The following is a 26,305-nucleotide window of genomic DNA, read 5'->3' as shown; positions in this document are numbered from 1 at the left end:
TTATGGACGCAGCAAGAGCAAAAAAATGGATGCAGTTGTTCAACGAGAAGATTCAGGAGCAAAAGGCCTATCTGTCTGACCTCGATACACCTATCGGTGATGGCGATCATGGTGGCAATATGGCCAGAGGGATGGCAGTAGCGGTAGAAAATCTAGCTTCTAAGGACTTTGCCAGTGCGGCTGAGGTTTTTCAGGCCGTCTCTATGCAGCTAATCAGTAAGGTCGGTGGTGCTTCCGGTCCTCTCTATGGCTCAGCCTTTATGGGCATGGCTAAGGCGGAAAAAGACGGCAAAGACCTGTCGGAAGTCATCCAAGCTGGGCTGGACATGATTCAGAAACGGGGCAAGGCTGTGCCAGGCGAGAAGACTATGGTCGATGTCTGGTCGGGGATTCCTGTTTCGTTGCAATCAGGAGATTTGACGCATGAAAAGATTCATTCCCTAGTGGAAGCGACCAAAGATCTGAAAGCGACCAAGGGCAGGGCGTCTTATGTAGGCGAGCGCTCGATTGGTCATATTGATCCCGGTTCAGCTTCTTCTGGATTCCTCTTTGAAGCTCTTTTAGAAACGGAGGCAGACTGATGGCAGATACAGGCATTCTTATCGTTTCCCACTCCAAAAATTTAGCTCAAGGCTTGTTCGACCTCATTTCACAGGTGGCAGCAGATGTGGCTATCAGCTATGTGGGCGGATTGGACGACGGCAGCATTGGGACTAGCTTTGAAGGGATTCAGGCAGCACTAGATGCCAATGATAAGGACACTATTTTAGCCTTTTTTGATCTGGGATCGGCTCGGATGAATCTGGAAATGGTCGCAGACTTTTCTGACAAGGAAATCATCATCAACAATGTTCCCATAGTAGAAGGAGCCTACACGGCAGCTGCTCTTCTCCAGGCTGGGGCGGATTTGGAAGCAGTTCTAGAGCAAGTTGGGGAGTTGGAAATCAATAAGTAGTACAGTAGCCTTTGAAGTTGAATTGTCGCTCAATCGGCAGAAATAGAAAATGGAATTATAAAAAAGACTTAAAATCAACGTTTTTTAAACGTAATTTTGAGTCTTTTTGTTTTATTTCTCTTTCGCATAGAGTCTATCAGTCTATATTTTGTTCTAAAAAAGATGCAATCAAACTTGTATACGCCGACAAAGGACATAGTTAAGAATTTTTAGCCTTATTAGTTGATATTTTTATATAAAAAAACTCTAATATTGTTCTAACAATCATGAGTAAAGTTTGGATTTTGTTTGATTATCAAATAAAAAACAAGAAAAAATGCTATTTACGGTTAAAATTGTTTTGTTTCAGCTACAAAATGTAAGAAAAAGATATTTTATGAGTCAAATATCTTGCAAATTGGTCTAGATAGGTTTATAATGGGGTTGAGCTGGTAACAGGGAAGCAAAAAACGACAGCCATAAATCAGCCATCGTTTTATTTTCAGTGATCGCGATTGCTAGAAATGAACTTAATCTTGAAGAAATCCCCGCGCTTGTAAGTTTCGCTATATTCGAGAATTTGGCCGGTATTTTCCAGTTTGGTCGTTTTGGTTTGATGAACGGTTGGGAAATTCGGGTCAATATCCAGCACTTTAGCAACATCTTTTGGTGTTGGGAAGGTAATTTCGTTGATTTCTTCAAAATATTCATCATTCATGTGGATATGATAGTCTGTTTTGAAGCGATTGTAGATTGAGCTGTAGTAGTCCAGATCTGGATAATTTGGGTTGATATACTGCTCAGGGATATAGGTTTGGTGGTAGATATAAGTTTTCCCTTCCGTGTTTCGGATACGGTCAATCTTATAGTAAAACTGCGTTGGAGCTAGTTCCAACTTCTCTAGAATCTTTAAGTTGTTTCCACGTTTGATGGACAGAACCGTTACCTTATCCTTTTGGATAGGGAAGGTTTCGACGTCAGAGAATTCCACGAGTTTGTGTTTTCTTGCACGTGAAACAAAAGTTCCTTTTCCTTGCTGACGAATGATATAGCCATCATTGGCGAGCTCGTTCAAAGCACGGACAACAGTGATAGAGCTGACATTGAACAGTTGGATCAATTCGGCTTCGGTGTAGAATTTATCACCGTTTTCGAACTTGCCAGAAATAATCTGCTGTTTCAATTCATCCTTGATTTGTTGATATTTAGGAATAGCCATGGCAATTACCTCTCTTTTTATTTATTCCTCTTTATTATCATTTTAACATATTTTTCAAAAAAATGTTGACATTTATGAAAAAATTTATTATATTAATAATACAATAAATGAAAGCAGTTACAAACAAGAGAGGAAAGGCGATGGCGAGATTTGAAATAGGTTCTTCTTTCTACTTGGATGGTCAAGAGTTTAAGATTTTGTCGGGAGCGATTCACTACTTTCGGATTCAGCCGGAAGACTGGTATCACTCACTCTACAATCTGAAAGCTCTAGGCTTCAATACAGTTGAGACCTATGTTCCTTGGAATATGCACGAGCCTCAAAAAGGAGAGTTTGATTTTCAGGGGATTTTAGATATTGAGAAGTTTCTTCAGACGGCTCAGGATTTAGGTTTATATGCCATCGTTCGCCCTTCGCCCTTTATCTGTGCGGAATGGGAATTTGGCGGAATGCCAGCCTGGCTCTTGAATGAGGATATGAGAATCCGCTCTTCTGATGCCAGCTATCTCCAAGCTGTTGCGGATTACTATGATGAGTTGCTTCCGCGGTTGGTTCCAAGGCTCTTGGACAAGGGCGGCAACATCCTCATGATGCAAGTGGAAAATGAGTATGGCTCTTACGGTGAAGATAAAGACTATCTGAGAGCGATTCGGCAATTGATGCTGGATCGAGGCGTTGATTGTCCGCTCTTTACATCAGATGGCCCTTGGAGGGCGACTCTGAAAGCCGGTACTCTGATCGATGAGGATTTATTTGTCACAGGTAATTTTGGCTCTAAGGCAGCTTACAATTTCTCTCAAATGCAAGAGTTCTTTGATGAGCATGGCAAAAAATGGCCACTCATGTGCATGGAATTTTGGGACGGTTGGTTCAATCGTTGGAAAGAACCGGTCATTAAAAGAGAGCCAGAAGAGCTAGCTGAAGCAGTCCATGAGGTTTTGAAGCAAGGCTCTATTAATCTCTATATGTTTCACGGAGGCACAAACTTTGGCTTCATGAATGGATGCTCAGCGAGAGGTGTGACGGATTTGCCACAGGTGACCTCGTATGACTACGACGCCCTGCTCAATGAACAGGGGAATCCGACGCCGAAATATTTTGCAGTGCAAAAAATGATGGAGACCTACTATCCTGAATACCCACAAATGAAACCGCTCACAAAAGAATCCTTTGAACTGAGAGATATTGCTCTCAGTGAGAAAGTAAGCTTGTTTGAAACACTTCCTGATTTGGCTCAGCCAGTTGAGAGTCTCTATCCTATCAAAATGGAGGATTTGGGTCAAAGCTATGGCTACTTGCTTTACCATACAGAGGCGAGCTGGGATGCTGATGAGGAAAAGATTCGGGTGATTGACGGACGAGACAGGATGCAGCTGTTTGTAGATGGGGAGCTTGTCACAACACAGTATCAAGCCGAGATTGGTCAAGATATCTTTGTCACTGGGAAAAAGAAGGCAACCCACCAGATTGATATTCTGATTGAGAATATGGGTCGGGTCAATTACGGGCACAAGTTCTTGGCGGATACACAGCGAAAAGGAATTCGCACTGGTGTCTGCAAGGATTTGCATTTCTTGCTTGATTGGCAGCAGTATCCACTTCCTTTAGAAAATACAGGGAACATCGATTTTTCAAAAGGATGGCAACCCAAGCAGCCAGCTTTCTACGCTTTTGACTTTGAAATGAAAGCGCTTAAAGACACATATTTAGATTTGTCTGGTTTTGGGAAGGGTGTTGCCTTTGTAAATGGCGTCAATATCGGCCGTTTCTGGAATGTCGGACCAACCTTATCGCTTTATATTCCGCATAGCCTTCTGAAAGAAGGAAGGAACCGCATTATCATTTTTGAAACGGAAGGGGAATATAAAGAATGCATTCAATTAGTTAAACAACCTACATTTAAAACAATAAAGGGGGAAAATTTATGACAATAGTAGGTGCACGTATCGATGGACGTTTGATCCACGGACAGGTAGCCAATCTCTGGACTACCAAACTCAACATTTCGCGCATTATGGTGATTGATGATGAGGTAGCTGAAAATGCTATCGAAAAGAGCGGACTCAAGCTGGCAACACCGCCAGGAGTGAAGCTCAGCATTTTGCCAGTCGCTAAAGCAGCAGAAAACATTCTGGCTGGTAAATATGATTCACAGCGACTTTTGATTGTAGCGCGTAAACCAGACCGTTTCCTACGTTTGGTAGAGGCAGGGGTTCAGCTTGAAACGCTCAATGTCGGCAATATGTCTCAGTCAGATAAAACTCGCTCAATCACTCGCTCAATCAACGTGGTTGATGCGGATGTGGAAGCTTTCCACAAGCTGCATGAAAAGGGAGTCAAACTGACAGCTCAGATGGTTCCAAATGATCCGGTTGCGGATTTTATGAATTTGTTAAAATAAGGAAAAATTTTTAGGAGGTCATTGTCATGATACAATGGTGGCAAATCTTATTACTCACTCTGTACTCAGCTTATCAAATCTGCGATGAGTTGACGATCGTTTCTTCAGCAGGTTCACCTGTATTTGCTGGATTTATCACAGGTCTCATTATGGGAGATATGGGTACAGGTCTTTTCATCGGTGCTTCCCTTCAATTGGTAGTACTTGGTGTTGGTACATTCGGTGGTGCATCTCGTATTGATGCCACTTCTGGTGCGGTTCTTGCGACTGCCTTCTCAGTAGCTCAAGGTATCAAACCTGAAATCGCGATTTCAACAATCGCTGTTCCAGTAGCTGCTCTCTTGACTTACTTTGATATTCTTGGTCGTATGACTACAACTTACTTCGCTCACCGTGTAGATGCTGCGATTGAACGCTTTGACTACAGAGGTATCGAACGTAACTATCTCCTTGGCGCTCTTCCTTGGATGGCATCTCGTGCCCTCCCAGTCTTCTTCGCACTTGCTTTTGGTGGAGCTTTTGTAGAAGCTGTTGTTACAGGTATCTCTAATGTACAATGGTTGGCAAACGGTCTAAAACTTGCAGGTCAAATGCTTCCAGGTCTCGGATTCGCAATCTTGCTCCACTACCTTCCAGTTAAACGCAACCTTCACTACTTGGCACTTGGATTTGGTTTGACGGCTATGTTGACAGTGCTTTATAGCAATGTTCAAAGCCTTGGTGCTGCAGTGTCTAGCATTGTTGGTTCTGAAGTGTTCTCTAAACTTCCAGAAGAACAAATGATTACTTTTGTTAACAACTTCAAGGGTGTGTCTATGATCGGTATCGCCATCATCGGTATCTTCCTTGCAGTACAACACTTCAAAAACAGCCAACGTACAGTCGTAGCTGCTCCAGTAACTGAATCAGAAAGCGGGGAAATTGAAGATGACGAATTCTAATTACAAATTAACAAAAGAAGATTTTAAACAAATTAACAAACGTAGCTTGTTTACTTTCCAATTAGGTTGGAACTATGAACGGATGCAGGCTTCTGGTTACCTTTACATGATTTTGCCACAATTGCGCAAAATGTATGGAGACGGTTCACCTGAACTGAAAGAAATGATGAAATTGCATACGCAATTCTTCAATACTTCACCATTCTTCCACACCATCATCACTGGTTTTGACCTTGCTTTGGAAGAAAAAGATGGTGTCAAATCAAAAGATGCGGTCAATGGTATCAAGACAGGTCTCATGGGACCATTCGCTCCTCTTGGAGACTCAATCTTTGGATCATTGGTACCAGCTATTATGGGTTCAATTGCGGCAACTTTGGCTGTTGCAGGAAATCCAGCAGGTATCTTCATGTGGATTGCTGTAGCTGTTGCTTATGACATTTTCCGTTGGAAACAATTGGAATTTGCCTACAAAGAAGGGGTTAACCTTATCAACAACATGCAAAGTACTTTGACAGCCTTGATTGATGCTGCATCTGTACTTGGTGTCTTCATGGTTGGTGCCTTGATTGCCAGCATGATTGGTGTTGAAGTTTCTTGGGCTCCACACATTGGGGACAAAGCGATCGAAATTCAAGATATGCTCAACCTCATCTTCCCACGTTTGGTACCAGCAATCATCACAGGTGCAATCTACTGGTTGCTTGGACGTAAGGGTATGAACTCTACAAAAGCTATCTTGCTCATCATTGTTGCTGCAGTTGCATTCTCAGCATTCGGTCACTTCTTCTTTGGGATGGCATAATGGTGTAAATTATGAGCAAACAATTAGTTTTGATTAGTCATGGTCGCTTTTGTGAAGAACTGAAAACAACCACTGAGATGATTATGGGACCTCAAGCGGATATTCATGCCGTTGCCTTGTTACCAGAGGAGGGTCCGGATGATTTCACAGCTAAGTTCTTAGACACAGTCAAGGATTTTGAAGATTACCTTGTGTTTGCAGATCTTTTGGGAGGAACACCGTGTAATGTAGTCAGCCGCCTTATTTTAGAAGGTAAGGACATTGACTTATATGCAGGCATGAATCTGCCGATGGTGATTGAGTTTCTCAATGCTTCTTTGACAGGAGCCGATGTTGACTATCCGAAAAAAGCAGTTGAACATATCGTTAAGGTTAATGATATTTTAGCAGGCTTGTCAGATGATGAAGATGAGTAGGACTGTTTTGTAACGGAAAAAGAAATGAAGGGGGGTGGGGAATTTTCCCATTCCCTCTTTCAAATAGAAGCAACCAATATATTTATGTTTAATTTTGAAAGGAGTACCATGCTAGATTATTCAAAAGAGAAATTACTTGAATTGGGCGCTGAAATCACGACGCGTGAAATCTACCAACAGCCGGATGTTTGGCAGACAGCTTTTAATCATTACAAGGATCAAGCTGACCAAGTCGCTGCTTTTCTGAAAGGTATCGAAGAAAAGTATGCTTATATCAAGGTTATTTTTACAGGTGCGGGAACTTCGGCTTATGTGGGCGATACACTGTTGCCTTATTTCAGAAAGCTTTATGATGAGCGCAAATGGAATTTTAATTCGGTTGCGACGACAGATATCGTGGCTGATCCAGAGGTTCATCTGCACAAGGAGATACCAACGGTTCTCGTTTCTTTTGCCCGCAGTGGCAATTCGCCAGAAAGTGTTGCGACAGTGGACTTGGCCAAGCAGTTGGTTGAAGAGCTCTATCAGGTGACCATTACCTGTGCTGCAGAGGGAAAACTGGCTCAGCAGGCGCATGGCGACGAACGTAATCTCCTCTTATTGCAACCAGCTCCATCAAATGATGCAGGCTTTGCTATGACCTCTAGCTTCACCTCTATGATGTTGACAGCTCTCTTGGTTTTTGACCCGGCAGATTTGGCTCAAAAAGAAGCAAGAGTAGCCGAGTTGATTGCCTTGAGTCAAAAGGTTTTGGCAGATGTGGTTGATGTCCAAGCTTTGACAGAATTAGAATTTAACCGTGTCATTTATCTTGGAGCAGGACCATTCTTTGGTCTGGCACACGAAGCTCAGCTGAAAATTTTGGAATTGACCGCAGGGAAGGTTGCGACCATGTATGAAACTCCAGTTGGCTTCCGCCATGGCCCAAAATCCTTGATTAACGCAGATACACTTGTACTGGTATTTGGCTCAAGGGATGCATACACCAAACGTTACGACTTGGATTTGGTGCGTGAAGTGGCAGGAGATCAGATTGCTCGCAAGGTTGTCTTCTTTACAGAGCGCAGAGAAGACTTGGAACATGTTGAGCAAGTGGTTCTTGAAAGTGACATCTTGGAAGATAGCTATCGAGCCTTTCCTTATATTGTGTATGCTCAGCTATTCTCTCTCTTGACTTCTTTGAAAGTAAAAAATCGACCAGATACACCGTCTCCGACAGGTACAGTCAATCGGGTTGTTCAGGGAGTCATCATCCACCCTTTTCACCAATAGGAATCACAAAGGAATCAGAATATGGAAAAGTTAAACATTAGTCATGGAAAAGTCAGTCACTTAAAAAGACTTTCAGATGAAAACGGCATTATTTCAGCCTTGGCCTTTGACCAACGGGGAGCCTTGAAACGCTTGATGGCTCAATATCAAGAGGGTGAACCAAGTGTGGCTCAAATGGAAGAGTTGAAAGTTTTGGTGGCAGAAGAGTTGACTCTTCATGCTTCCTCCATGCTGCTTGATCCGGAATATGGCCTCCCAGCAACCAAAGTACTAGATAAAAACGCAGGCTTGCTGCTGGCCTATGAAAAAACAGGCTACGATACATCCAGTACCAAACGTCTGCCAGACTGCTTAAATCTTTGGTCCGCTAAGCGAATCAAAGAGCAAGGAGCGGATGCGGTTAAGTTTTTACTTTACTATGATGTGGACAGCAGTGATGAGCTCAATCAGGAAAAGCAGGCCTATATTGAACGAATCGGTTCAGAATGTATTGCCGAAGACATCCCATTCTTCCTTGAAATTTTGGCCTATGATGAGACAAATGCAGACACTGGAAGTGTGGAATACGCTAAAGTCAAACCGCGCAAGGTCATTGAAGCCATGAAGGTTTTCTCTCATCCACGATTCAATATCGATGTCCTGAAAGTGGAAGTTCCTGTCAATGTCAAGTATGTGGAAGGTTTTGGCGATGGTGAGGTTGTCTATACAAAAGCCCAAGCGGCAGCCTTTTTCAAAGAGCAGGATGAAGCTACCCATCTTCCTTATATTTACCTCAGTGCAGGTGTGTCTGCTAAGCTTTTCCAGGAAACACTGGTCTTTGCGCACGAGTCAGGCGCTCGCTTTAACGGTGTGCTCTGCGGACGCGCGACCTGGGCCGGCAGTGTGCAAGCTTATATCGAGAGTGGCACAGATGCTGCTCGGGAATGGCTGCGCACCACGGGATTTGAAAATATTGATGAACTCAATAAAGTCTTAAAAGAAACAGCTGTGTCTTGGGTAGATAAGGTTAATCTCCCTTTTGAAGACCGGCAATGGCTGGTTCGTGATTTTTAAGATGCAACAGAGGGAGATTATATGAAATCTTATCAAGAATCTATTTTTGGGACTTTTAAAGGGCAGGATGTCTTAGCCTATACCTTTGAAAATTCTCTGGGCTATTGCTTCAAGGTCATGAATTATGGTGCAACGATTTTAGAATATCAGACACCCGATAAAAATGGTGATTTTGCCAATATCATTCTAGGTTTTGAGCGATTTGATGATTATGTTGGCAATAGTCCTAAGCATGGTGCCAGCGTGGGACCAGTTGCGGGGCGGATTGCGAAGGCTAACTTTGAGCTGAATGGGCAGTCCTACCAGCTGGAAGTCAATAATGGTCAGAATTGCAACCACAGTGGCTCTACTGGCTGGGACAGTGTGATTTTCCAAACGGAGGAAGTCACAAACGACGGAGTCACATTTTATACAGAGCGGACAGATGGGACAGGTGGCTTCCCAGGAAATTTGAAAATCTGGATTTCTTATTCCTTGACAGAAAAAGGGGAGCTGGAGATTTCCTATCAAGTTCAGACAGACCAAGATAGTCTGGTCAATCCGACCAACCACAGCTATTTCAATCTGTCAGGTGATTTCAGTCAGCCGATTGATCAGCATGTCCTCCAGCTGCATACCAAAGGGGTTTATCCGATTACTCCTGACGGTGTGCCAGCAAAAGAGGCGGATGCGAATCGTGGCTTTGTCAGAGACTTGCAAAAAGGTTTGGAGCTAAAAGAAATTTTTGCTGACCAAGACGAGCAAATTCAGGTCGTGTCAGGGCTGGATCATCCCTTTGCTCTCGATAAAGAGCAGGAAGAGGCAGGATGTCTTTATGATGCGGCATCAGGTCGTTATCTGACTTTCCGCACAGATGCTCCTTGTGTCGTGACTTATTCGGCAAATTTTGTCGATGAGTCAGTCATCATCAATGGACAGCCAATGATTCAGCATAATGGTCTGGCGCTGGAAGCACAGGCCTTGCCTGATGCGATTCATAGTGACTTGAAGGATCAGGTCATTCTCAAGGCAGGTCACATTTTCACCAGCACCACAGTTTATTTCGCAGGAGTGAAATAAACAGCAAACTTGCTTCGTTTGAAGTGTATCTAACATGGCGATACTAGCCTCAGATACAAGAAAACGGTAGATTCCCCCTCTGCCGTTTTTATCAATTAAAAATTTTGAGAGAAGTATTTTTCTTTAAGCAAATTTTAAGATAAGCGCGTTATACTAATATCATCAAATGAGGACCTCCTAACTTTGTTTGATAGAAATCCTAAAACTTTTTCATAATAATCTCCCAAAAAGACCACCCAATCGGGCGGTCTTTTTTTGTGTTCAGACGCGGGTCAGATTTGCTTCTTCTGCTCTATTTTCTGCTATAATAGTTCTATGAGTAGAATTTTAGATAATGAATTGATGGGTGATGAGGAATTAGTGGAACGCACTCTCCGCCCCCAGTATTTACAAGAATATATCGGCCAAGACAAGGTCAAGAATCAGCTGAAGATTTTTATTGAAGCAGCTAAGCTGAGGGATGAGGCATTAGACCACACCCTGCTTTTTGGTCCCCCGGGTCTAGGGAAGACGACAATGGCCTTTGTCATTGCTAATGAACTAGGTGTTAATCTCAAACAGACTTCAGGTCCGGTTATTGAAAAGGCTGGTGATTTAGTAGCGATTCTCAATGACTTGGAGCCAGGTGATGTTCTTTTTATAGATGAGATTCATCGTTTGCCAATGGCGGTAGAGGAAGTGCTTTACAGCGCCATGGAAGATTTTTACATTGACATTATGATTGGCTCAGGCGAGACTAGTCGCAGTGTCCATCTGGAATTGCCGCCTTTCACTCTGATTGGGGCGACCACTCGGGCAGGCATGCTGTCCAATCCTCTGCGGGCTCGCTTTGGGATTACTGGTCACATGGAGTATTATGAAGCTGGCGACTTGACTGAAATCGTTGAGCGGACGGCAGAGATTTTTGAGATGGATATTACCCACGAGGCTGCTAAGGAGCTGGCTTTGCGCAGCCGAGGTACACCGCGGATTGCCAACCGTCTGCTCAAGCGGGTGCGGGACTATGCACAGATTATGGGCAATGGCTTGATTGATGATAAGATAACCGACCAGGCCCTCACCATGCTGGACGTGGATCAGGAAGGGTTAGACTACGTTGACCAGAAGATTTTAAAGACTATGATTGAGGTCTACGATGGCGGTCCAGTGGGGCTGGGTACTCTCTCGGTCAATATTGCTGAGGAGCGTGAAACAGTGGAGGACATGTATGAGCCTTACCTGATTCAGAAAGGCTTTGTCATGCGGACTCGGACTGGGCGCGTGGCTACCCGCAAAGCTTATGAGCATTTAGGATATCCTTATCTGGAGGAATAATGACAGTTGAGGAGATTTTAGACCGATTGGGACAGGATCGGGATATTCGGTCGATTTTAGAAATTATCCGTAGCTTGCAATTGAAAGACTCTTGGCTAGCAGCTGGCAGTGTGAGAAATTTTTTCTGGAATATCTTGTCTGGGAAGCCAGGCTTTGATTCTAACACAGATGTGGATGTGATTTTCTTTGATCCGACTATTTCTTATGAAAAAACCTTGCAGTTGGAAATGGAGCTAAGGGAAGCTTTTCCCGATTATCGTTGGGAACTGAAAAATCAAGTCTATATGCACCGTCATAGTCCCGGAACGGTGCCTTATCAAAACGCTTGCGAAGCCATGAGTAAATACCCTGAGCGTTGCACGGCCATCGGCCTGCGCTTGATGGCAAATGATAAACTGGAACTTTTTGCTCCCTATAGTTTGGAGGATATTCGAGCATTTCAGGTGCGACCAACGCCACATTTTCTGGCTGATGAAGAGCGAAAAAAGCTCTATGCTCAAAGACTCAGCAAGAAAAATTGGCAGGATAAATGGCCACAATTAAGCTTTGAATTTCCTTCTGAGGAAAAGAAATCCGCGATTTAAATAAGGCACCTCTTTTTAATGTTAGTGTTTTACCGCCCAATGTGGTGGTTTTTCATTTCTCGGCGCCGCTGTTACAGAATAATCGAGAAAGAACCGCAGTTTTCTTTTTATTTTGATATAATAGACTTATGAAGAAAATTGTATTTGTTTGTTTGGGAAATATCTGCCGCAGTCCGATGGCAGAGTTTGTAATGAAAAGTTTGTCCGATAGTCTGCAGATTGAAAGTCGGGCGACGTCTAATTGGGAGCATGGCAACCCCATTCATCAAGGAACCCAAGCAATTTTTAAGAAATATGCTATTTCTTATGATAAAGAAAAAACTTCTCAGCAGATTTCAGCTCAGGATTTTGCAGAATTTGACTATATTATCGGCATGGATGAGTCTAACATTCGCGATTTGCGGCGGATGGTGCCGGTGGATTTTCAGGATAAAATCTACCAGTTTGCTGATCGTGGTGTACCGGATCCTTGGTATACGGGCGATTTCGATGAAACTTATGAACTGATTTTGGCTGGTTGCCACAGGTGGCTAGAGCGATTAAATGGGTGAAAAATGGATAAAATAAAAGAATTTTACGATAAATACAAGGTCTATCTGACCCGTCAAAATCTAGAAATAGCCGCAGTGACCGTCATTGTGCTATCAGCTATTCTGGTTTTTACATCAAATATTCCTAGCAAAGGTGTCCTAACGCTGGATCAGGGAAATATCAAATACGAGGGCAGTCTTGTCCACGGGAAAATGAACGGCCAAGGCACTCTTACTTTTAAAAACGGGGACAGCTATACAGGGAACTTCAAAAATGGTATTTTCAGCGGCAAGGGTACCTTTACTTCACAGTCCGGTTGGAAATATGAAGGTGAATTTGTCAATGGCCAAGCCGATGGCAAAGGTAAACTAACGACAGAAGGCAATGTTATCTACGAAGGGACATTCAAGCAAGGGATTTATCAAAATGCGCATTAGATGGTTTTCGCTGGTCAGGATTACTGGACTGGTCTTAGTTTTACTCTATCATTACTTTCAGGGTGTCTTCCCTGGAGGTTTTATTGGAGTGGATATCTTTTTCACTTTTTCAGGATTTTTGATTACCTCGCTGTTGATTGATGAGTTTGCGCGGAACCAGACGATTGACATTTTGGCCTTTCTGAAACGGCGCTTTTATCGCATCGTTCCTCCCCTAGGGTTTATGATTTTGGTCATCATGCCCTTTACTTTGTTGATTCGTCGAGATTTTATAGCAGGTATTGGTACTCAGGTTGCGGCTGCTCTTGGCTTTGTGACCAATTTTTATGAAATGCTGTCGGGCGGAAGTTATGAAAGTCAGTTTGTACCGCATTTGCTGATTCACACTTGGAGTTTGGCGCTAGAAGTGCACTACTATGTTTTATGGGGCTTGGCTGCCTGGGGACTTAGCAAGCTCAGCAAATCAGTCGCTCAGTATCGAGGGATGATTTCTCTCGCTTCAGCAGCTCTCTTTCTGCTCAGCTTCTTTTCTATGTTTATTGGAGCTTTCATTAGCAAAAACTACTCTAATATTTATTTTTCAAGTCTGACTCATGTTTTTCCTTTCTTTGCAGGGACAGCACTTGCGACTTTTTCTGGAGTCGGAAATGTTGCCGTTCAGATGAAGAAACTGGAAAAAATGGTCAACCTCAAGCAAGTAGTAGCTGCTCTGGGCGGAAGTTTTACCATTCTTATCTTACTCAGTTTCATTTTGAAATTTGATAGCTTGTGGACCTATTTATTTGGTTTTATGGCTTCGACGCTTCTGGCCTGCGTCATGATAGCAGCAACCCGCATGTTGCACGACAAATTGCCAGATGTGAAGGAGCCCGAATTTGTCAACTTTATCGCAGATACCAGTTATGGCGTCTATCTCTTCCACTGGCCTTTTTACATCATCTTTACTCAGCTGATGAGCAATGGCTGGGCTGTACTGTTGACAACAATTTTGAGTTTCAGCTTTGCAGCTCTCTCTTTCTATATTTTGGAGCCTACTCTGGCAGGACGACAGCCTAAGATCATGGGAACCGAGATGGATTTATCATCTATTACTAAGCCGGTCTTCTACAGTTTCATTCCGCTGACACTTATTCTGTTTTCTATCACCGTGACAGCGCCATCTGTCGGAGCCTTTGAGGAAAGCCTGATTGTCAATGCTTTAAATCAGGCAGATACGAAAATGCAGGCGACTCGCAGTCATGTGGATCAAACAACAGCCACAGACTATAATGTAGCTGCAGGCACAACCATGATTGGGGATTCGGTTGCCCTTCGCTCAAGTGAATGGCTGCAACAAGTCATTCCGAATGTTCAATTAGATGCTATCGTCAGCCGAAATTTTAATTCGGGATTTGAAGTTTATCAAAACGATATTTCTAATCATCTTCTTTTAAAAAATGTTGTATTAGCTTTGGGGACTAATACAGTTGACAATTATGAAGAAATGCTAAACCAGTATATTGAGAATCTGCCAAAAGGTCATACTCTGATTCTGGTAACTCCTTATGACGGACGAACGGCCGGAGACTCCAATAGCATTCTGGTTAAAACGCGCCAGTACGAATTAGAGCTTGCCCAGAAGTATGATTTTGTTCATGTGGCAGACTGGTATCAAGTAGCTATAGATAATCCGCAGATTTGGGCTGGTACAGACTATGTTCATTATGGTTCAGATACAGAATCAATGAAAGAAGGCGGACTTCTCTATGCCAATACGATTAAACAAGCGTTGGATCAAGCCGAGGCCGGAAACGTTAAACCATAAAGATAGCTCGGATTAACCGAGCTATCTATAGTCACTATATGAAAGCGCTTTCCAACATTTTAAGAAGTATGTGAAATAATAAAAACACAGAAAATAAATTTCACAAGCGATAAGCGGAAACCGTGAATTTAGAGGGGGTGATAATTTACTTCACAAAGTTTCCAATAAAGTATGTGAAATTTTGTTGAAAGTGTTTACAAAGATAGGCAAATAAGGTATAATGTTATTGTGAAAATTTTAACAAAGGCTGAAGATTCTTCAAGCCTTCTAAGAAACCATTGGAGGACTATGATGGCGGATAAAAAAATTGTAACACCTGAGGAAAAGAAATTGGCTGCTGAAAAGCATGTTGATGAACTTGTTCAAAAAGGTCTGGTAGCTCTTGAAGAAATGAGAAAATTGAACCAAGAGCAAGTGGATTATATTGTAGCAAAAGCTTCAGTTGCTGCTTTGGATGCTCACGGAATCCTTGCTCAACATGCTGTTGAAGAAACTGGACGTGGTGTATTTGAAGACAAGGCGACAAAAAACCTTTTTGCCTGCGAACACGTTGTCAACAATATGCGTGGAGTTAAAACTGTTGGTGTCATTGAAGATGATCCGATTACTGGCTTGACTAAAATTGCAGAGCCTGTCGGAGTAGTCTGCGGGATCACTCCAACGACCAACCCAACTGCAACAGCAATTTTCAAATCATTGATTGCTTTGAAGACACGTAATCCAATCGTCTTTGCTTTCCACCCATCTGCACAAGAATCTTCAGCTCACGCAGCGCAAATCGTACGCGACGCAGCGATTGCAGCAGGAGCTCCTGAAAACTGTGTGCAATGGATTACACAACCATCTATGGAAGCGACAGGTGCGCTTATGAACCACGATGGTATTGCTACGATCCTTGCGACCGGTGGGAATGCCATGGTTAAGGCTGCTTACTCATGCGGAAAACCAGCTCTTGGGGTTGGTGCCGGAAACGTGCCTGCCTATGTAGAAAAATCTGCAGACCTTCGTCAAGCAGCACATGACATTGTTATGTCTAAATCATTTGACAATGGAATGGTCTGTGCATCTGAACAAGCTGTTATCATCGACAAGGAAGTTTATGACGAATTTGTAGAAGAATTCAAGTCATACCACACTTACTTTGTAAACAAAAAAGAAAAAGCCCTTCTTGAAGAATTCTGCTTTGGCGCTAAAGCAAACAGCAAAAACTGTGCTGGTGCTAAACTAAATGCGAACATTGTAGGGAAACCAGCTGCATGGATTGCAGAACAAGCAGGCTTCAAAGTACCAGAAGGTACAAACATCCTGGCTGCAGAATGTGCGGAAGTAGGTCCAAATGAGCCATTGACTCGCGAAAAACTTTCACCAGTTATTGCTGTCTTGAAAGCTGAAGATACAGAAGACGGTCTTACAAAAGCTCGTCAAATGGTTGAATTTAACGGACTTGGTCACTCAGCTGCTATCCATACAAAAGATGAAGCTCTTGCTAAACGCTTTGGTACTGAAATCAAAGCTATGCGGATTATCTGGAACTCTCCATCTACTTTCGGTGGTATTGGGGATGTATATAATGCCTTCATTCCATCCTTGACACTTGGATGTGGTTCATACGGACGTAACTCAGTTGGTGATAACGTTAGCGCTATTAACCTCTTAAACATCAAGAAAGTAGGGAAACGTAGAAATAATATGCAATGGTTTAAAGTTCCTTCAAAAATTTACTTCGAGCGCAACTCTATCCAATACCTTCAAACCTGTGAAGATATTGAACGCGTTATGATTGTTACCGATAAGTCCATCGAAAAACTTGGTTTTGTTCAACGTGTAATTGACCAGTTGAATCTCCGTAAGAACAAAGTGACAATCCAAGTCTTCTCAGATGTAGAGCCAGATCCAGATATTACAACTATCCGTCGTGGTACAGACGAAATGCGTGCCTTTGAACCAGATACAATCATCGCACTCGGTGGAGGTTCTCCAATGGACGCTGCTAAGGGTATGTGGATGTTCTACGAACAGCCAGAAGTTGACTTCAGCGACCTTGTTCAAAAATTCATGGATATCCGTAAACGTGCTTTCAAATTCCCATCACTTGGTAAGAAAGCTAAATATATCGGTATCCCTACAACATCTGGTACAGGTTCAGAAGTGACTCCATTTGCCGTTATCTCTGATAAAGCAAACAACCGCAAATACCCACTTGCTGACTATGCTTTGACTCCAACCATCGCGATTGTTGACCCTGCTTTGGTAGAAACTGTTCCAGCATTTATCGCAGCAGATACCGGTATGGACGTATTGACCCACGCGACTGAAGCCTATACTTCTAACTTTGCTAACGACTACACAGATGGTATTGCCCTTCAAACTATCAAATTAGTCTTCAAATATTTGGAAAAATCTGTGAAAACAGCTGATCCAGAAGCTCGCGAAAAGATGCACAATGCTTCTACGATGGCTGGTATGGCCTTTGCCAATGCCTTCCTTGGAATGAGCCACTCAATGGCCCACAAGATCGGTGGTGTGCACCACACTATTCACGGACGGACCAATGCAATCTTACTTCCATACGTTATCCGCTACAACGGTACTCGTCCATCTAAGACAACGACTTGGCCTAAGTACAACTACTGGAAAGCTGATGAAAAATTCCAAGACATCGCTCGCATGCTTGGCTTGCCATGCTCAACTCCGGAAGAAGCGGTTGAAGCGTATGCAAAAGCTGTGTATGATCTTGGTGTGGCAGTCGGCATTAAGATGAACTTCAAAGATCAAGGAATTGATGAAAAGGTTTGGAATGATAGTCTGCATGAAATTGCCCTTCTAGCTTATGAAGACCAATGTTCACCAGCCAATCCACGCTTGCCAATGGTAGCTGATATGGAAGAAATCATGGCTGACGCTTACTATGGCTATGCAGAACGTCCAGGACGTCGTAAATAATATAGTTATCAACCACAAGGTAGGAGAAATCCTACCTTTTTTGGCGTGATTGGAGGAATTATGATATAATAAGAAAATAAAAGTTTGGTAATTAAATTATTTAGTTTTCAAACAATAATGAGGGTTCTGGTTGATGAATAATGTTGGTAAAAGAATAGAGGAGTTACGCAAAAAGAAAGGTTTGAGCCGTCCGGCCTTTTGTGATGATGAGTCTGGTTTGTCTGTCCGCCAGTTGGCACGTATCGAAAAAGGAGAGTTTCATCCCACTCTGAAAACTCTGGAGCATATCGCAGAAAAATTGGAGATTCCAGCCTATATCCTCATGCCTGACTATCAAGAGTTACCAGAGCGTTATAAGGAAATCAAGTACTTTCTGCTTCATCATCCTGACTATGGGGATAAGGAACTGCAAGAACAAAAAGATGCGTATTTTGATGAAATCTTTGAAGACTTTTATGACAATCTTCCAAGAGATGAGCAGATAATGATTGATTGCTTGCAGGCGATTGAGCAGGTGCGGGCAACTGCTGATACACTCTATGGGGATAGTATTCTTGATGAAAATTTAGAAGGAATACTAAATAAGGATTCTTTTGTAACAAAAGATTTTCTAACAATTCGTTTATACTTTTTATGTAAGGGATTGAAATATTTCAAACAGGAACAGGAATTAGTAACTGACGATGAACAAAGTGTGATAAAAAATCTACTTACAAGAGTCTGCAATCAAATAGAACAAGTGGAAGTGGGAGAACTATTTTTTGTGCGTGATGCTCTATTTGCCGGTCTGGGATGTTGTGAATCTATGAATGATTTAGAGCTTTTCAAGATGGTTGTGGAAAAATTAAATTGGATTACGGAGAAAACGCGAGACTTTCAAAAGAAACCAATTATATCAATGGTTGAGTGGAAATATTATATTCAAACTGACTTTGATCTAGCTAATCAAAAATATCAGGAGGCTAAAGTGTTTGCCCAGATGGTGGGGAATGAGCAATTGATAAAGAGTTTGGATGGAGAATGGAAAGAAGATATGAAAAAATATCTATGATATTTAGTCAGAGTGACATCAATGTCTTGAAAAAATAAAACTTTTGGCATTTTTATTAACAATTGCCGAAAGTTTTTTATTTTGTTCGGATTTTGCTATCTATTTGTTAAAAAATAAGTGACATTTCTGTCATTGGTGATTTTTTGTTGCGCTGATATAATTATTTTTGTAAGTAAGACATCAGAAAGGAAAAATAAATGTTTAAATTTTTTAGTTTGCTGAGCTTTATCGGTGGTTGGTGGGGGTAAATACAAAAAGTTACTGTACATTAATATTCGAACGATTCAATAATGTACCAAATTTTTACAGAGGTGGCGTACGAGATGTATTGGTCATTCGACAGTCATACGATACTCTTATACAAGTGGAGATAAGGATCAATGGCTACTTGTTAGACTTGATTACGGTTAAAAGAAATATTCTTAGAGTTTATACTTTGAAAAATATCTCTCCCACTGCAAGAATTACAGTATCAGATATCACAGAGGGACTTGATATGACTCTGAAATACAATCGTACATTTAGGGATTTTGATTTTTTTGAAAAATTAAAATAGGTTTGAAAAAGGAGAAGAGACATGAGACAGACAATTTATACACCAGTGTATCAAAAACTGTCATTCAAATGTAAGCATCCGTGTTTTCCATTTATCGTTAAATGATAGTAATTCACATAACATAAAGAATTTGGAGAACAAAACGCATGAAACATCAGTTAGCTAATCATTGGATTTTGGAAGACAGTGACTTCATAACGAAACAATCTTATCCAAAGCCATGGTTAAAAAGAACAAAATAGATTAAAGGAGACATAAAATGGTAAAACAAATTAAAAAAATATCGAAACGCAATACCATCAACCTCGGTATTATCAGCTATACCTATACCCGTGGCCGTCATTCAATTTAAGGAGGAACATAAAATGGCAAAACAAATTAAAAAAGTATCAAAACGCAATACCATCAACCTCGGTATTATCAGCTATACCTATACCCGTGGCCGTCATTCAATTTAAGGAGGAACATAAAATGGCAAAACAAATTAAAAAAGTATCAAAACGCAATACCATCAACCTTGGTATTATCAGTTACACCTATACCCGTGGCCGTCATTCAATTTAAGTAAGTAGCATACAATTGAAGGTCTTAGTTTTATTAATAAGTGAATCAGGAGATGACAATGACACTATTTAAAGCAATATTTAAATCTGTTTTTAGCAGAAGGGATGTTAAGATATTTTTAATTTTTATACTTCTTCCTTTATTAGTTCCACTTTTAACAGAATTTATGGACGGGACGAGCACAGGTTTGGCAGGGAATTTTTCAGAGTTTCTTGCTACAACCATTAGCACTCAATATCGTTTGATATTGCCTAACTTATTATTCTCACTCGTTATATCCTCTGTTTTTAAAGATGAAATTGATTCGGGGATTCTATTTCTATACAAAGACATCAATCGCTCACAGATTTTTAAAGCGAAGTTAGGCAGTTTATTAGTTGTATATGTTTTATTTCTACTAGGAACGGTTATGACAAGTGTGCTATCTTACTACGGTATATTATTCTCACAAGGAGCTGTTCCTGCTAACTTTATTTCTGAAAAAGTTCCAGATATTTTTTCGACAATTTTTTCATTGTTATCTACTATTAGTTTGAATCTGATTACACTACTATTAGTGGTAATGATTTCGGTGACTTCAAAAACGGTTCAAACAGTTTTAACGGGAGTGTTCTTTTCGCTAGCTGCCTCAGTTGCTCCTGTGTTGATTGGGATTAATTATTTGTTTCCAAACGGCTATGCAGACTTGTCCCAAGAGAATTTTCCACTAGCTTGCTTAGTTGCGGTAGGAATATCAGTTCTTTATATACTCTTCTTTTACATCAAAGGAAAACAGAAATTTAAACATATAGAATTTTAGGAAACATGATGAAATATAATCTTCTATCTTTAATGACACCAATCAGTTTAATTGGTATAGCATTTCTAGTCTATTCATTAGGAACTTCTATCGTATTTATAAGTTTTAGCCAACAGCTACAGTTGTCTTATCTTATTGCCCTCATTTGTTTTATGCCAATTGGCTTTATGCTTATTCCTCATACTTTCTCATTGAAATATGGTCTCTACTCAAAGGAAACAGATGTAGTTTTTCACTGGCAGTCCTATCTATGTCTTGCCTTGCTTATCTTTCTTGTTAATCATTATTTTTTAAAAAGCGATGAGTATTTTCATCAAATGGTGATTTCCATGTGCGAGGAGTTTCTATTTCGATTTGTCATCTATAAAGTGTTGAGAAACAATTATTCCCGCCTTTGGTCAATCATTATTGCGTCATTGTTATTCGGTATTTTACTTCATCTAAACTATCCTATGATAGACAATCTACTCATCAGAACCCCATTGGGTATTCTATTTTCAATTTTGGCGACAAAATTTGGTTTGGAGTACGCTATCGGTGGACATTGGATTTACAATCTTTATCAATCAATTATTTAATCTAAGGAGAAAAAATGTTATTACTTTTACTTGCTGTTGTGATTTATGCAGTGCTGGCACTTGCTACAAGTTACCTACTACCTTTTTTATCAGTCCCTTTAGTTTTATTAGTTATTTATGCACTTCCTTTACTTTTGAATTTTATCGTTTATAAAGTTCAAAAAGGAGAATGGAAATTTTGGACAGCTCTTGTCTTACCAACTGTATCAGTGGCTGCGTATCTTTTATTTGCTTATCTGACCTCATCAAATGGTACTTGGATAGAGTTTGCTCAGATGAATATGATATCAGATGAAGATATGCAACTAGATATTGCACTGAACTTATTTGATAGTTCACAGATTTTGTTTATTAGTTTGCTATTTTACGGAGTGTCATTAGCATCGCATTTTATTTCAAATAAGGTTTCCAGTAAGGGGGTAAAACATGCTTAAAATTGAAAATCTGTCAAAACAGTTTAAAGGAAATGATTTTTATTCTCTATCAGACGTCTCTCTTGAAATTGGGAAAGGAGAAATTGTTGGTTTAATTGGTAAGAATGGAGCCGGAAAATCGACTTTGATGAAAATGATGGCAAAATCTCAACGACCAACATCTGGGACAATAACATATAGAGGTATTGATATTAATAGCAAAGATAATGTGTTGGAAGATTTTGGGATTATGATTGATCCAGTTTTCTACCCAGAAATGTCTGTGATGGATAATTTAAAATTTTATCTCAAATTACACGGGAAGCAGGAATTGTACCCAAATATCGAAAAAACACTTCGTTTAGTAGAACTTTGGGAAGCTCGCAACCGTAAACCGAAAGGTTTCTCGTTTGGGATGAAACAACGGACAGCTTTAGCGATTGCTTTAGTAGCAGAACCTGATTTTCTAATTCTAGATGAGCCGTTTGTTGGCTTAGATCCTATTGGTGTTCAAAAATTAATTGATATTTTGAAACAGTGGTCAAGTGAACGTCAGATTTCTATGTTGATTTCAAGTCATCAGTTAGGTGAGTTAGAGGCCTTGTGTAATCGATATGTATATATTGAAGGTGGGAAATTGGTGGATTCGTTTGAAGGGAAAGAGCAGCCAAGTGTAGTTGTTCACCTACATCCTAGCGCAAATACTGCATTACTAGACAGTTACTTATCATCTGACGTGATGCTTGAGGGTAGGCTATTGGACATTTCTACAGCTAGTAGTTGCTCTACTTTAAATGAAATCTTTAAGGTTCTTGCGGAGAATGATATGATTGAATCGATTGATGTCAAAGAAAATCATCTCAAGGAAGTATTTATGAAAGGATAATGATGAAGAATATTTTTTCAGCAGTATTTGAATCGGTCTGGAAGCGAAAAGAAACGAAAATTTTTCTTGCTTTTAGTTTTTATCCACTCGTTTATTTAGCGGCTTCTTTCTTTGGAGAGTCTAATTTTATGCAAATTGCAAATGCGGATGGTAGTAAGGTTGCCTACATTGACTTTGCAGATATGATGCTTAATTCGATGGATATGATGATTTTGCCGACTTTAGCCCTATACTTTTTGACAATTTCTGTTTTCAGGAGAGAAACGGATGATCATACGATGTTTCTCTACAAGGATATTGATAGAAAATCTATTTACTTCTCAAAATATTTCAGTCTTCTCCTTATTCTTTCTATTTATTTTGCATTATTTTTTGCTTCTTCTTTGCTTGTTCATTACACACGAGTCGTACATATGGAGTTTGGGACAACTCAAATTGTATCGGATACACTTTACTATACTTTGTTAGAGATGGTTAGTATTTTCACAGTATTCTTAAAAGGAGTTTTAGCTATTTCTGTAGCAGCCTTTGCCTCTTTACGTTTTGGGACTGGGATAACTATGACAATTGCCATTGTATTGACAGTAACAATGATGATTCTATCAGCAATAGGGGGCCCAATTGCAGCACTCTTGCCAACAGGTTACCAGCAGTTTACGCAGACAGTTGAAAACATCTGGATTGGATTGGTTGGGCCAGCGACGGTAACGGCAGTCTATGGTCTTGTTTTGAACACCTTAAGTATAAAAAAATTTAAAAGTCTGGAGTTTTAAGAATGAACAAAAAACTCTTAAAGTTGATTATCAAGTACCTCAATAAGCCAAAATTTCTTTTTGGCTTAGGCTTGAGCTTTATTGGAACGATTATGAGTTTATTTATTCCACAATTTATGGGGAACTTACTGAATGAAGAATTTTTAATCACGCTCATATCTAACCCAATAACAATAGCGGTTTCCATCGTATCGCTCTTGCTCGTATTTTCTGTCCAAGCTTCGTCACGCTATGTGATTGGCTTGTGTGGCAGTCAAGCTGTAAACAAGCTCCAAAAGTATATCTATACCTCCCTGTTAGCAACCTCTGTCAAGGAACTAGAAAATCATCCATCGGGTGATGTAGCTAGTCGGCTAACAAATGATATGTCTGTTATTTTGAACTTTATCACATCGGTATTGCCAAATCTTATTTTAAATGGGATTGTGATTATGGGTTCTCTCTATTTTCTAGTAAATATCAGTCTGCCCTTGACGTTGCTGTCTCTCTTGCTATTTCCGATTTTGTTATTTATGATTATTCCAATAAATCATCGGCTAGAAAGTCACTACACAAACTATCAAGAAGGGCTGGGAGACATTTCTGGTCGGATTAGTCATCGTTTCACTCATATCCGTTTGATGAAATCCTTCAATGGCGAAAAGAGTGAAGAAGAATCCATGGCTCACTTTTTTAATCAATTAACCCACAACTTTAAAAAGATTATCGGCTTATCCTCTATTCAGAATACCTTATCAAATGGGCTGACCATGACCTTTATCATTTTACTGTTGGTGGTAGCTGGTTTGGAAGTATCTAAAGGTAATATGACCATGAGTACCCTGATGACTTTTGTTCTCTATCTGACACAGTTGATTAACCCCATCACAGATATTTCTGAATTTATGACGGATTGGACAGAGTTTCAGAGTGTTTCAAATCGTCTCATGGAGATGGTAGAGTTAGACAAAGAAGTAGGAGGAGAAAAAGGATTAGAACTATCTGGATCGAGTATCATCATGAAGAATGTTAATTTTTCTTATGATCAGGAAAATGTCTTAAACGATTTATCCGTCAATATTCAAGCGGGACAGCATACTGCAATTGTTGGACCAAGCGGTGCAGGGAAATCGACCATTTTTGCTCTATTGATGAAATTCTATCAAAATTATAAGGGAGAGATTCTCATTGGAAGTCAGAACTTAGCAGACTTATCTGAGGAGCAGCTGAGAAATATGGTAGCTTATATTCCTCAAGATAATACCTTGTTTCATGGAACGATCAGGGAAAATCTTCTCTATGGGAAAAATAAAATCGTCTCAGAAGAACGGATGAATGAAGTCTTAGAAGAATTGGGTTTGGTATCTTTGATAAGGGATTTAGACAAAGGTTTAGATACGGAAATTTCTGATAGTGGTACTGGGTTGTCCGAGGGGCAAAAGCAACGGTTTAATATTGCGAGGGCTTTATTGCTGGAGCATCCGATATATCTATTAGATGAAGTAACAGCCAGTTTAGACAGTATGACAGAACAAAGAATCAGTAAAGCAATTGATAAGTTGACAGCAGGTAAAACACGCATGACGATTGCACATCGTTTGCATACAGTCAAGAAAGCAGATTCGATTCTTGTTTTGGATAAAACTGGACAGATTGTGGATCAAGGAACTCATCATCAGTTGCTACTTAGAAATCATCTCTATCAAGAATTTTTATCAAATGTACAAAGAGCAGGTTGAAAGGCGTGATTCTTTGATCACCTCGCTTTCTTTGTTTTTAGTAATGTAATCTCAAAAAATAGGTCAGGGAACTTCTCCGACCTATTTTTGAAACTAGTTTCAAAAAGAAAAGAATCACAGCAAAAACAGAAACTAAATTCTTAATATTGCAAAGGATTGAAAAAGGGAAGGTGCTGTGCTATTATTTTTGTAAGGGTTTACAAAAATAATGGTGTTGGAGGATGAGATGCGCAATCCATATTTATTAGCAGAAGCAAAGGATTATAGAGGCAGAGATGAAGTTCCAGCGGATTTTGATGCTTTTTGGGATTGTCAGATTCGTAGTCTGAGTGCTTTGCCGGACTATCAGCTGATTGAAAAAGATTTTCAAATTGCTGGGGTGACCTGCTATGAGCTAGTTTTTGAGGGGACGAATCAGGGGCGAACCTATGCACGTATGGTCCTTCCCAGATCTAGTAAAAAAGTTCCGATTATCTTTCATTTCCACGGTTATATGGGTCGTGGCTGGGATTGGACCGATATGCTGGCCTATACAGTGGCTGGCTATGGTGTCGTATCCATGGATGTGCGCGGCCAGTCAGGCTATTCCTTGGATGGAGGGGCGCCTGTAAGGGGCAATACGGTCAAGGGTCAGATTATCCGTGGGGCAGTGGATGGACGAGAGCGTCTCTTTTATAAGGATGTCTATCTGGATATCTACAGCTTGGTTGAGATTGTGGCGAGTTTGGACTTTGTGGACGAGGAGCATCTATCCAGTTATGGGGCTTCTCAGGGCGGAGCCTTGGCTTTGGTGGCAGCGGCTCTCAATCCGCGCATTAAGCAGACAGTGGCTATCTATCCTTTCTTGTCAGACTTTCGGCGGGTGTTGGAGATTGGCAATACCAGCGAAGCCTATGATGAGCTCTTTCGTTATTTTAAATTCCACGATCCTTTCCACGAAACGGAGGATGAGATTATCCAGACCTTGTCCTACATCGATGTAAAAAATATGGCTCACCGCATTCAAGGTAAGGTGCGGATGATAACAGGACTGGCTGACGATGTTTGCTATCCGATTACCCAGTTTGCGATTTACAATCGGCTGGAGTGTACTAAGGAGCACCATCTCATGCCAGAGTACGAGCATGAAGCCATGAATGTCTATGTCAATGATAGGGTCTTCAACTGGCTTTGCGGCTCAAAGATTGACCATCCTTCTTTGCTGGAAGCTTTTAAAGACTGGTAAAAATAGATAGTACTAAGAAAGAAACTAAG

At 40.8% G+C, this 26,305-nt stretch carries 25 protein-coding genes; 24 read left to right on the top strand and 1 reads right to left on the bottom strand.

The window, feature by feature from the left end; genetic code table 11:
* Positions 1–2 precede the first annotated feature (2 nt).
* Complete coding sequence (gene dhaL / locus STRDD04_RS09395; RefSeq protein ID WP_062201765.1) at positions 3–581, top strand: dihydroxyacetone kinase subunit DhaL; 579 nt, start codon at positions 3–5, stop codon at positions 579–581.
* Positions 581–955 carry a dihydroxyacetone kinase phosphoryl donor subunit DhaM gene (gene dhaM, locus STRDD04_RS09390; RefSeq protein WP_062201763.1) on the top strand — a complete coding sequence of 125 codons (375 nt, stop codon included), beginning with the start codon at positions 581–583 and terminating at the stop codon, positions 953–955. Before dhaL ends, dhaM begins: the two co-directional genes overlap by 1 nt.
* Positions 956–1,436: 481 nt before the next feature.
* Here dhaM and STRDD04_RS09385 read toward each other — a convergent pair whose 3' ends face one another.
* A complete protein-coding gene (locus STRDD04_RS09385; protein ID WP_062201761.1) occupies positions 1,437–2,153 on the bottom strand; it encodes a GntR family transcriptional regulator in 717 nt (238 codons plus the stop codon).
* Between the two features lie 140 nt (positions 2,154–2,293).
* Here STRDD04_RS09385 and STRDD04_RS09380 point away from each other — a divergent pair, with 140 nt between their 5' ends.
* From STRDD04_RS09380 to STRDD04_RS09275, 22 genes are all read left to right on the top strand, one after another.
* Positions 2,294–4,081, top strand: a complete 1,788-nt coding sequence (locus STRDD04_RS09380) for a glycoside hydrolase family 35 protein (protein ID WP_062201759.1) — start codon at positions 2,294–2,296, stop codon at positions 4,079–4,081.
* On the top strand, positions 4,078–4,554 hold the full coding sequence (locus STRDD04_RS09375) for a PTS sugar transporter subunit IIB (RefSeq protein ID WP_062201757.1): 477 nt from the start codon (positions 4,078–4,080) through the stop codon (positions 4,552–4,554). The genes STRDD04_RS09380 and STRDD04_RS09375 overlap by 4 nt, the downstream gene beginning before the upstream one ends.
* Before the next feature lie 26 nt (positions 4,555–4,580).
* The gene (locus STRDD04_RS09370) at positions 4,581–5,495 is read left to right on the top strand and encodes a PTS mannose/fructose/sorbose/N-acetylgalactosamine transporter subunit IIC (RefSeq protein ID WP_062201755.1); all 915 of its coding nucleotides are present in this window, start codon (positions 4,581–4,583) and stop codon (positions 5,493–5,495) included.
* On the top strand, positions 5,482–6,300 hold the full coding sequence (locus STRDD04_RS09365) for a PTS system mannose/fructose/sorbose family transporter subunit IID (protein ID WP_062201753.1): 819 nt from the start codon (positions 5,482–5,484) through the stop codon (positions 6,298–6,300). The genes STRDD04_RS09370 and STRDD04_RS09365 overlap by 14 nt, the downstream gene beginning before the upstream one ends.
* Positions 6,301–6,311: 11 nt before the next feature.
* Complete coding sequence (locus STRDD04_RS09360) at positions 6,312–6,716, top strand: PTS sugar transporter subunit IIA (RefSeq protein ID WP_062201752.1); 405 nt, start codon at positions 6,312–6,314, stop codon at positions 6,714–6,716.
* A 108-nt stretch (positions 6,717–6,824) separates the two neighbouring features.
* Entirely contained in the window at positions 6,825–7,988 is a 1,164-nt protein-coding gene (locus STRDD04_RS09355) for an SIS domain-containing protein (protein ID WP_062201749.1), read from the top strand.
* Positions 7,989–8,009: 21 nt separating this feature from the next.
* Entirely contained in the window at positions 8,010–9,041 is a 1,032-nt protein-coding gene (lacD, locus tag STRDD04_RS09350; RefSeq protein ID WP_062201747.1) for a tagatose-bisphosphate aldolase, read from the top strand.
* A gap of 21 nt (positions 9,042–9,062) precedes the next feature.
* Complete coding sequence (locus STRDD04_RS09345; protein ID WP_062201746.1) at positions 9,063–10,100, top strand: aldose epimerase family protein; 1,038 nt, start codon at positions 9,063–9,065, stop codon at positions 10,098–10,100.
* A 315-nt stretch (positions 10,101–10,415) separates the two neighbouring features.
* Positions 10,416–11,414, top strand: a complete 999-nt coding sequence (gene ruvB, locus STRDD04_RS09340) for a Holliday junction branch migration DNA helicase RuvB (protein WP_062201744.1) — start codon at positions 10,416–10,418, stop codon at positions 11,412–11,414.
* Positions 11,411–11,998, top strand: a complete 588-nt coding sequence (locus STRDD04_RS09335) for a nucleotidyltransferase family protein (RefSeq protein WP_062201742.1) — start codon at positions 11,411–11,413, stop codon at positions 11,996–11,998. The genes ruvB and STRDD04_RS09335 overlap by 4 nt, the downstream gene beginning before the upstream one ends.
* A gap of 128 nt (positions 11,999–12,126) precedes the next feature.
* Entirely contained in the window at positions 12,127–12,549 is a 423-nt protein-coding gene (locus STRDD04_RS09330; RefSeq protein ID WP_062201741.1) for a low molecular weight protein-tyrosine-phosphatase, read from the top strand.
* Between the two features lie 3 nt (positions 12,550–12,552).
* Positions 12,553–12,966, top strand: a complete 414-nt coding sequence (locus tag STRDD04_RS09325; RefSeq protein WP_062201739.1) for an MORN repeat-containing protein — start codon at positions 12,553–12,555, stop codon at positions 12,964–12,966.
* Positions 12,956–14,770, top strand: coding sequence for an acyltransferase family protein (locus STRDD04_RS09320; protein ID WP_062201737.1), 1,815 nt, complete (start codon positions 12,956–12,958; stop codon positions 14,768–14,770). Before STRDD04_RS09325 ends, STRDD04_RS09320 begins: the two co-directional genes overlap by 11 nt.
* Positions 14,771–15,061: 291 nt before the next feature.
* Positions 15,062–17,713, top strand: a complete 2,652-nt coding sequence (gene adhE, locus STRDD04_RS09315; protein ID WP_062201735.1) for a bifunctional acetaldehyde-CoA/alcohol dehydrogenase — start codon at positions 15,062–15,064, stop codon at positions 17,711–17,713.
* Between the two features lie 133 nt (positions 17,714–17,846).
* On the top strand, positions 17,847–18,764 hold the full coding sequence (locus STRDD04_RS09310) for a helix-turn-helix domain-containing protein (protein WP_062201733.1): 918 nt from the start codon (positions 17,847–17,849) through the stop codon (positions 18,762–18,764).
* A 1,178-nt stretch (positions 18,765–19,942) separates the two neighbouring features.
* On the top strand, positions 19,943–20,683 hold the full coding sequence (locus STRDD04_RS09305; RefSeq protein ID WP_052076763.1) for an amino acid transporter: 741 nt from the start codon (positions 19,943–19,945) through the stop codon (positions 20,681–20,683).
* A gap of 8 nt (positions 20,684–20,691) precedes the next feature.
* Entirely contained in the window at positions 20,692–21,261 is a 570-nt protein-coding gene (locus tag STRDD04_RS09300; protein WP_082757376.1) for a CPBP family intramembrane glutamic endopeptidase, read from the top strand.
* Positions 21,262–21,275: 14 nt separating this feature from the next.
* On the top strand, positions 21,276–21,695 hold the full coding sequence (locus STRDD04_RS09295) for an Msa family membrane protein (protein WP_062201731.1): 420 nt from the start codon (positions 21,276–21,278) through the stop codon (positions 21,693–21,695).
* A complete protein-coding gene (locus tag STRDD04_RS09290) occupies positions 21,688–22,560 on the top strand; it encodes an ABC transporter ATP-binding protein (protein WP_062201729.1) in 873 nt (290 codons plus the stop codon). The genes STRDD04_RS09295 and STRDD04_RS09290 overlap by 8 nt, the downstream gene beginning before the upstream one ends.
* A complete protein-coding gene (locus tag STRDD04_RS09285; protein WP_231853926.1) occupies positions 22,560–23,333 on the top strand; it encodes an ABC transporter permease in 774 nt (257 codons plus the stop codon). Before STRDD04_RS09290 ends, STRDD04_RS09285 begins: the two co-directional genes overlap by 1 nt.
* Positions 23,334–23,335: 2 nt before the next feature.
* A complete protein-coding gene (locus STRDD04_RS09280) occupies positions 23,336–25,051 on the top strand; it encodes an ABC transporter ATP-binding protein (protein ID WP_062201725.1) in 1,716 nt (571 codons plus the stop codon).
* 226 nt (positions 25,052–25,277) lie between these two features.
* Entirely contained in the window at positions 25,278–26,276 is a 999-nt protein-coding gene (locus STRDD04_RS09275; protein WP_062201723.1) for an acetylxylan esterase, read from the top strand.
* Positions 26,277–26,305: the final 29 nt, after the last annotated feature.

This window comes from Streptococcus sp. DD04, assembly GCF_001578725.1.
GTDB lineage: Bacteria > Bacillota > Bacilli > Lactobacillales > Streptococcaceae > Streptococcus > Streptococcus sinensis.
The sequence above is the reverse complement of the archived record's forward strand: the minus strand, read 5'-3'. Positions and strand labels throughout refer to the sequence as shown.

Bases quoted from the DNA above. Each gene is read 5' to 3' on its own strand.
- dhaL (WP_062201765.1), top strand. From the start codon at position 3: ATGGACGCAGCAAGAGCAAAAAAATGGATGCAGTTGTTCAACGAGAAG.
- dhaM (WP_062201763.1), top strand. From the start codon at position 581: ATGGCAGATACAGGCATTCTTATCGTTTCCCACTCCAAAAATTTAGCT.
- STRDD04_RS09385 (WP_062201761.1), bottom strand. From the start codon at position 2,153: ATGGCTATTCCTAAATATCAACAAATCAAGGATGAATTGAAACAGCAG.
- STRDD04_RS09380 (WP_062201759.1), top strand. From the start codon at position 2,294: ATGGCGAGATTTGAAATAGGTTCTTCTTTCTACTTGGATGGTCAAGAG.
- STRDD04_RS09375 (WP_062201757.1), top strand. From the start codon at position 4,078: ATGACAATAGTAGGTGCACGTATCGATGGACGTTTGATCCACGGACAG.
- STRDD04_RS09370 (WP_062201755.1), top strand. From the start codon at position 4,581: ATGATACAATGGTGGCAAATCTTATTACTCACTCTGTACTCAGCTTAT.
- STRDD04_RS09365 (WP_062201753.1), top strand. From the start codon at position 5,482: ATGACGAATTCTAATTACAAATTAACAAAAGAAGATTTTAAACAAATT.
- STRDD04_RS09360 (WP_062201752.1), top strand. From the start codon at position 6,312: ATGAGCAAACAATTAGTTTTGATTAGTCATGGTCGCTTTTGTGAAGAA.
- STRDD04_RS09355 (WP_062201749.1), top strand. From the start codon at position 6,825: ATGCTAGATTATTCAAAAGAGAAATTACTTGAATTGGGCGCTGAAATC.
- lacD (WP_062201747.1), top strand. From the start codon at position 8,010: ATGGAAAAGTTAAACATTAGTCATGGAAAAGTCAGTCACTTAAAAAGA.
- STRDD04_RS09345 (WP_062201746.1), top strand. From the start codon at position 9,063: ATGAAATCTTATCAAGAATCTATTTTTGGGACTTTTAAAGGGCAGGAT.
- ruvB (WP_062201744.1), top strand. From the start codon at position 10,416: ATGAGTAGAATTTTAGATAATGAATTGATGGGTGATGAGGAATTAGTG.
- STRDD04_RS09330 (WP_062201741.1), top strand. From the start codon at position 12,127: ATGAAGAAAATTGTATTTGTTTGTTTGGGAAATATCTGCCGCAGTCCG.
- STRDD04_RS09325 (WP_062201739.1), top strand. From the start codon at position 12,553: ATGGATAAAATAAAAGAATTTTACGATAAATACAAGGTCTATCTGACC.
- STRDD04_RS09320 (WP_062201737.1), top strand. From the start codon at position 12,956: ATGCGCATTAGATGGTTTTCGCTGGTCAGGATTACTGGACTGGTCTTA.
- adhE (WP_062201735.1), top strand. From the start codon at position 15,062: ATGGCGGATAAAAAAATTGTAACACCTGAGGAAAAGAAATTGGCTGCT.
- STRDD04_RS09310 (WP_062201733.1), top strand. From the start codon at position 17,847: ATGAATAATGTTGGTAAAAGAATAGAGGAGTTACGCAAAAAGAAAGGT.
- STRDD04_RS09305 (WP_052076763.1), top strand. From the start codon at position 19,943: ATGACACTATTTAAAGCAATATTTAAATCTGTTTTTAGCAGAAGGGAT.
- STRDD04_RS09300 (WP_082757376.1), top strand. From the start codon at position 20,692: ATGAAATATAATCTTCTATCTTTAATGACACCAATCAGTTTAATTGGT.
- STRDD04_RS09295 (WP_062201731.1), top strand. From the start codon at position 21,276: ATGTTATTACTTTTACTTGCTGTTGTGATTTATGCAGTGCTGGCACTT.
- STRDD04_RS09290 (WP_062201729.1), top strand. From the start codon at position 21,688: ATGCTTAAAATTGAAAATCTGTCAAAACAGTTTAAAGGAAATGATTTT.
- STRDD04_RS09285 (WP_231853926.1), top strand. From the start codon at position 22,560: ATGATGAAGAATATTTTTTCAGCAGTATTTGAATCGGTCTGGAAGCGA.
- STRDD04_RS09280 (WP_062201725.1), top strand. From the start codon at position 23,336: ATGAACAAAAAACTCTTAAAGTTGATTATCAAGTACCTCAATAAGCCA.
- STRDD04_RS09275 (WP_062201723.1), top strand. From the start codon at position 25,278: ATGCGCAATCCATATTTATTAGCAGAAGCAAAGGATTATAGAGGCAGA.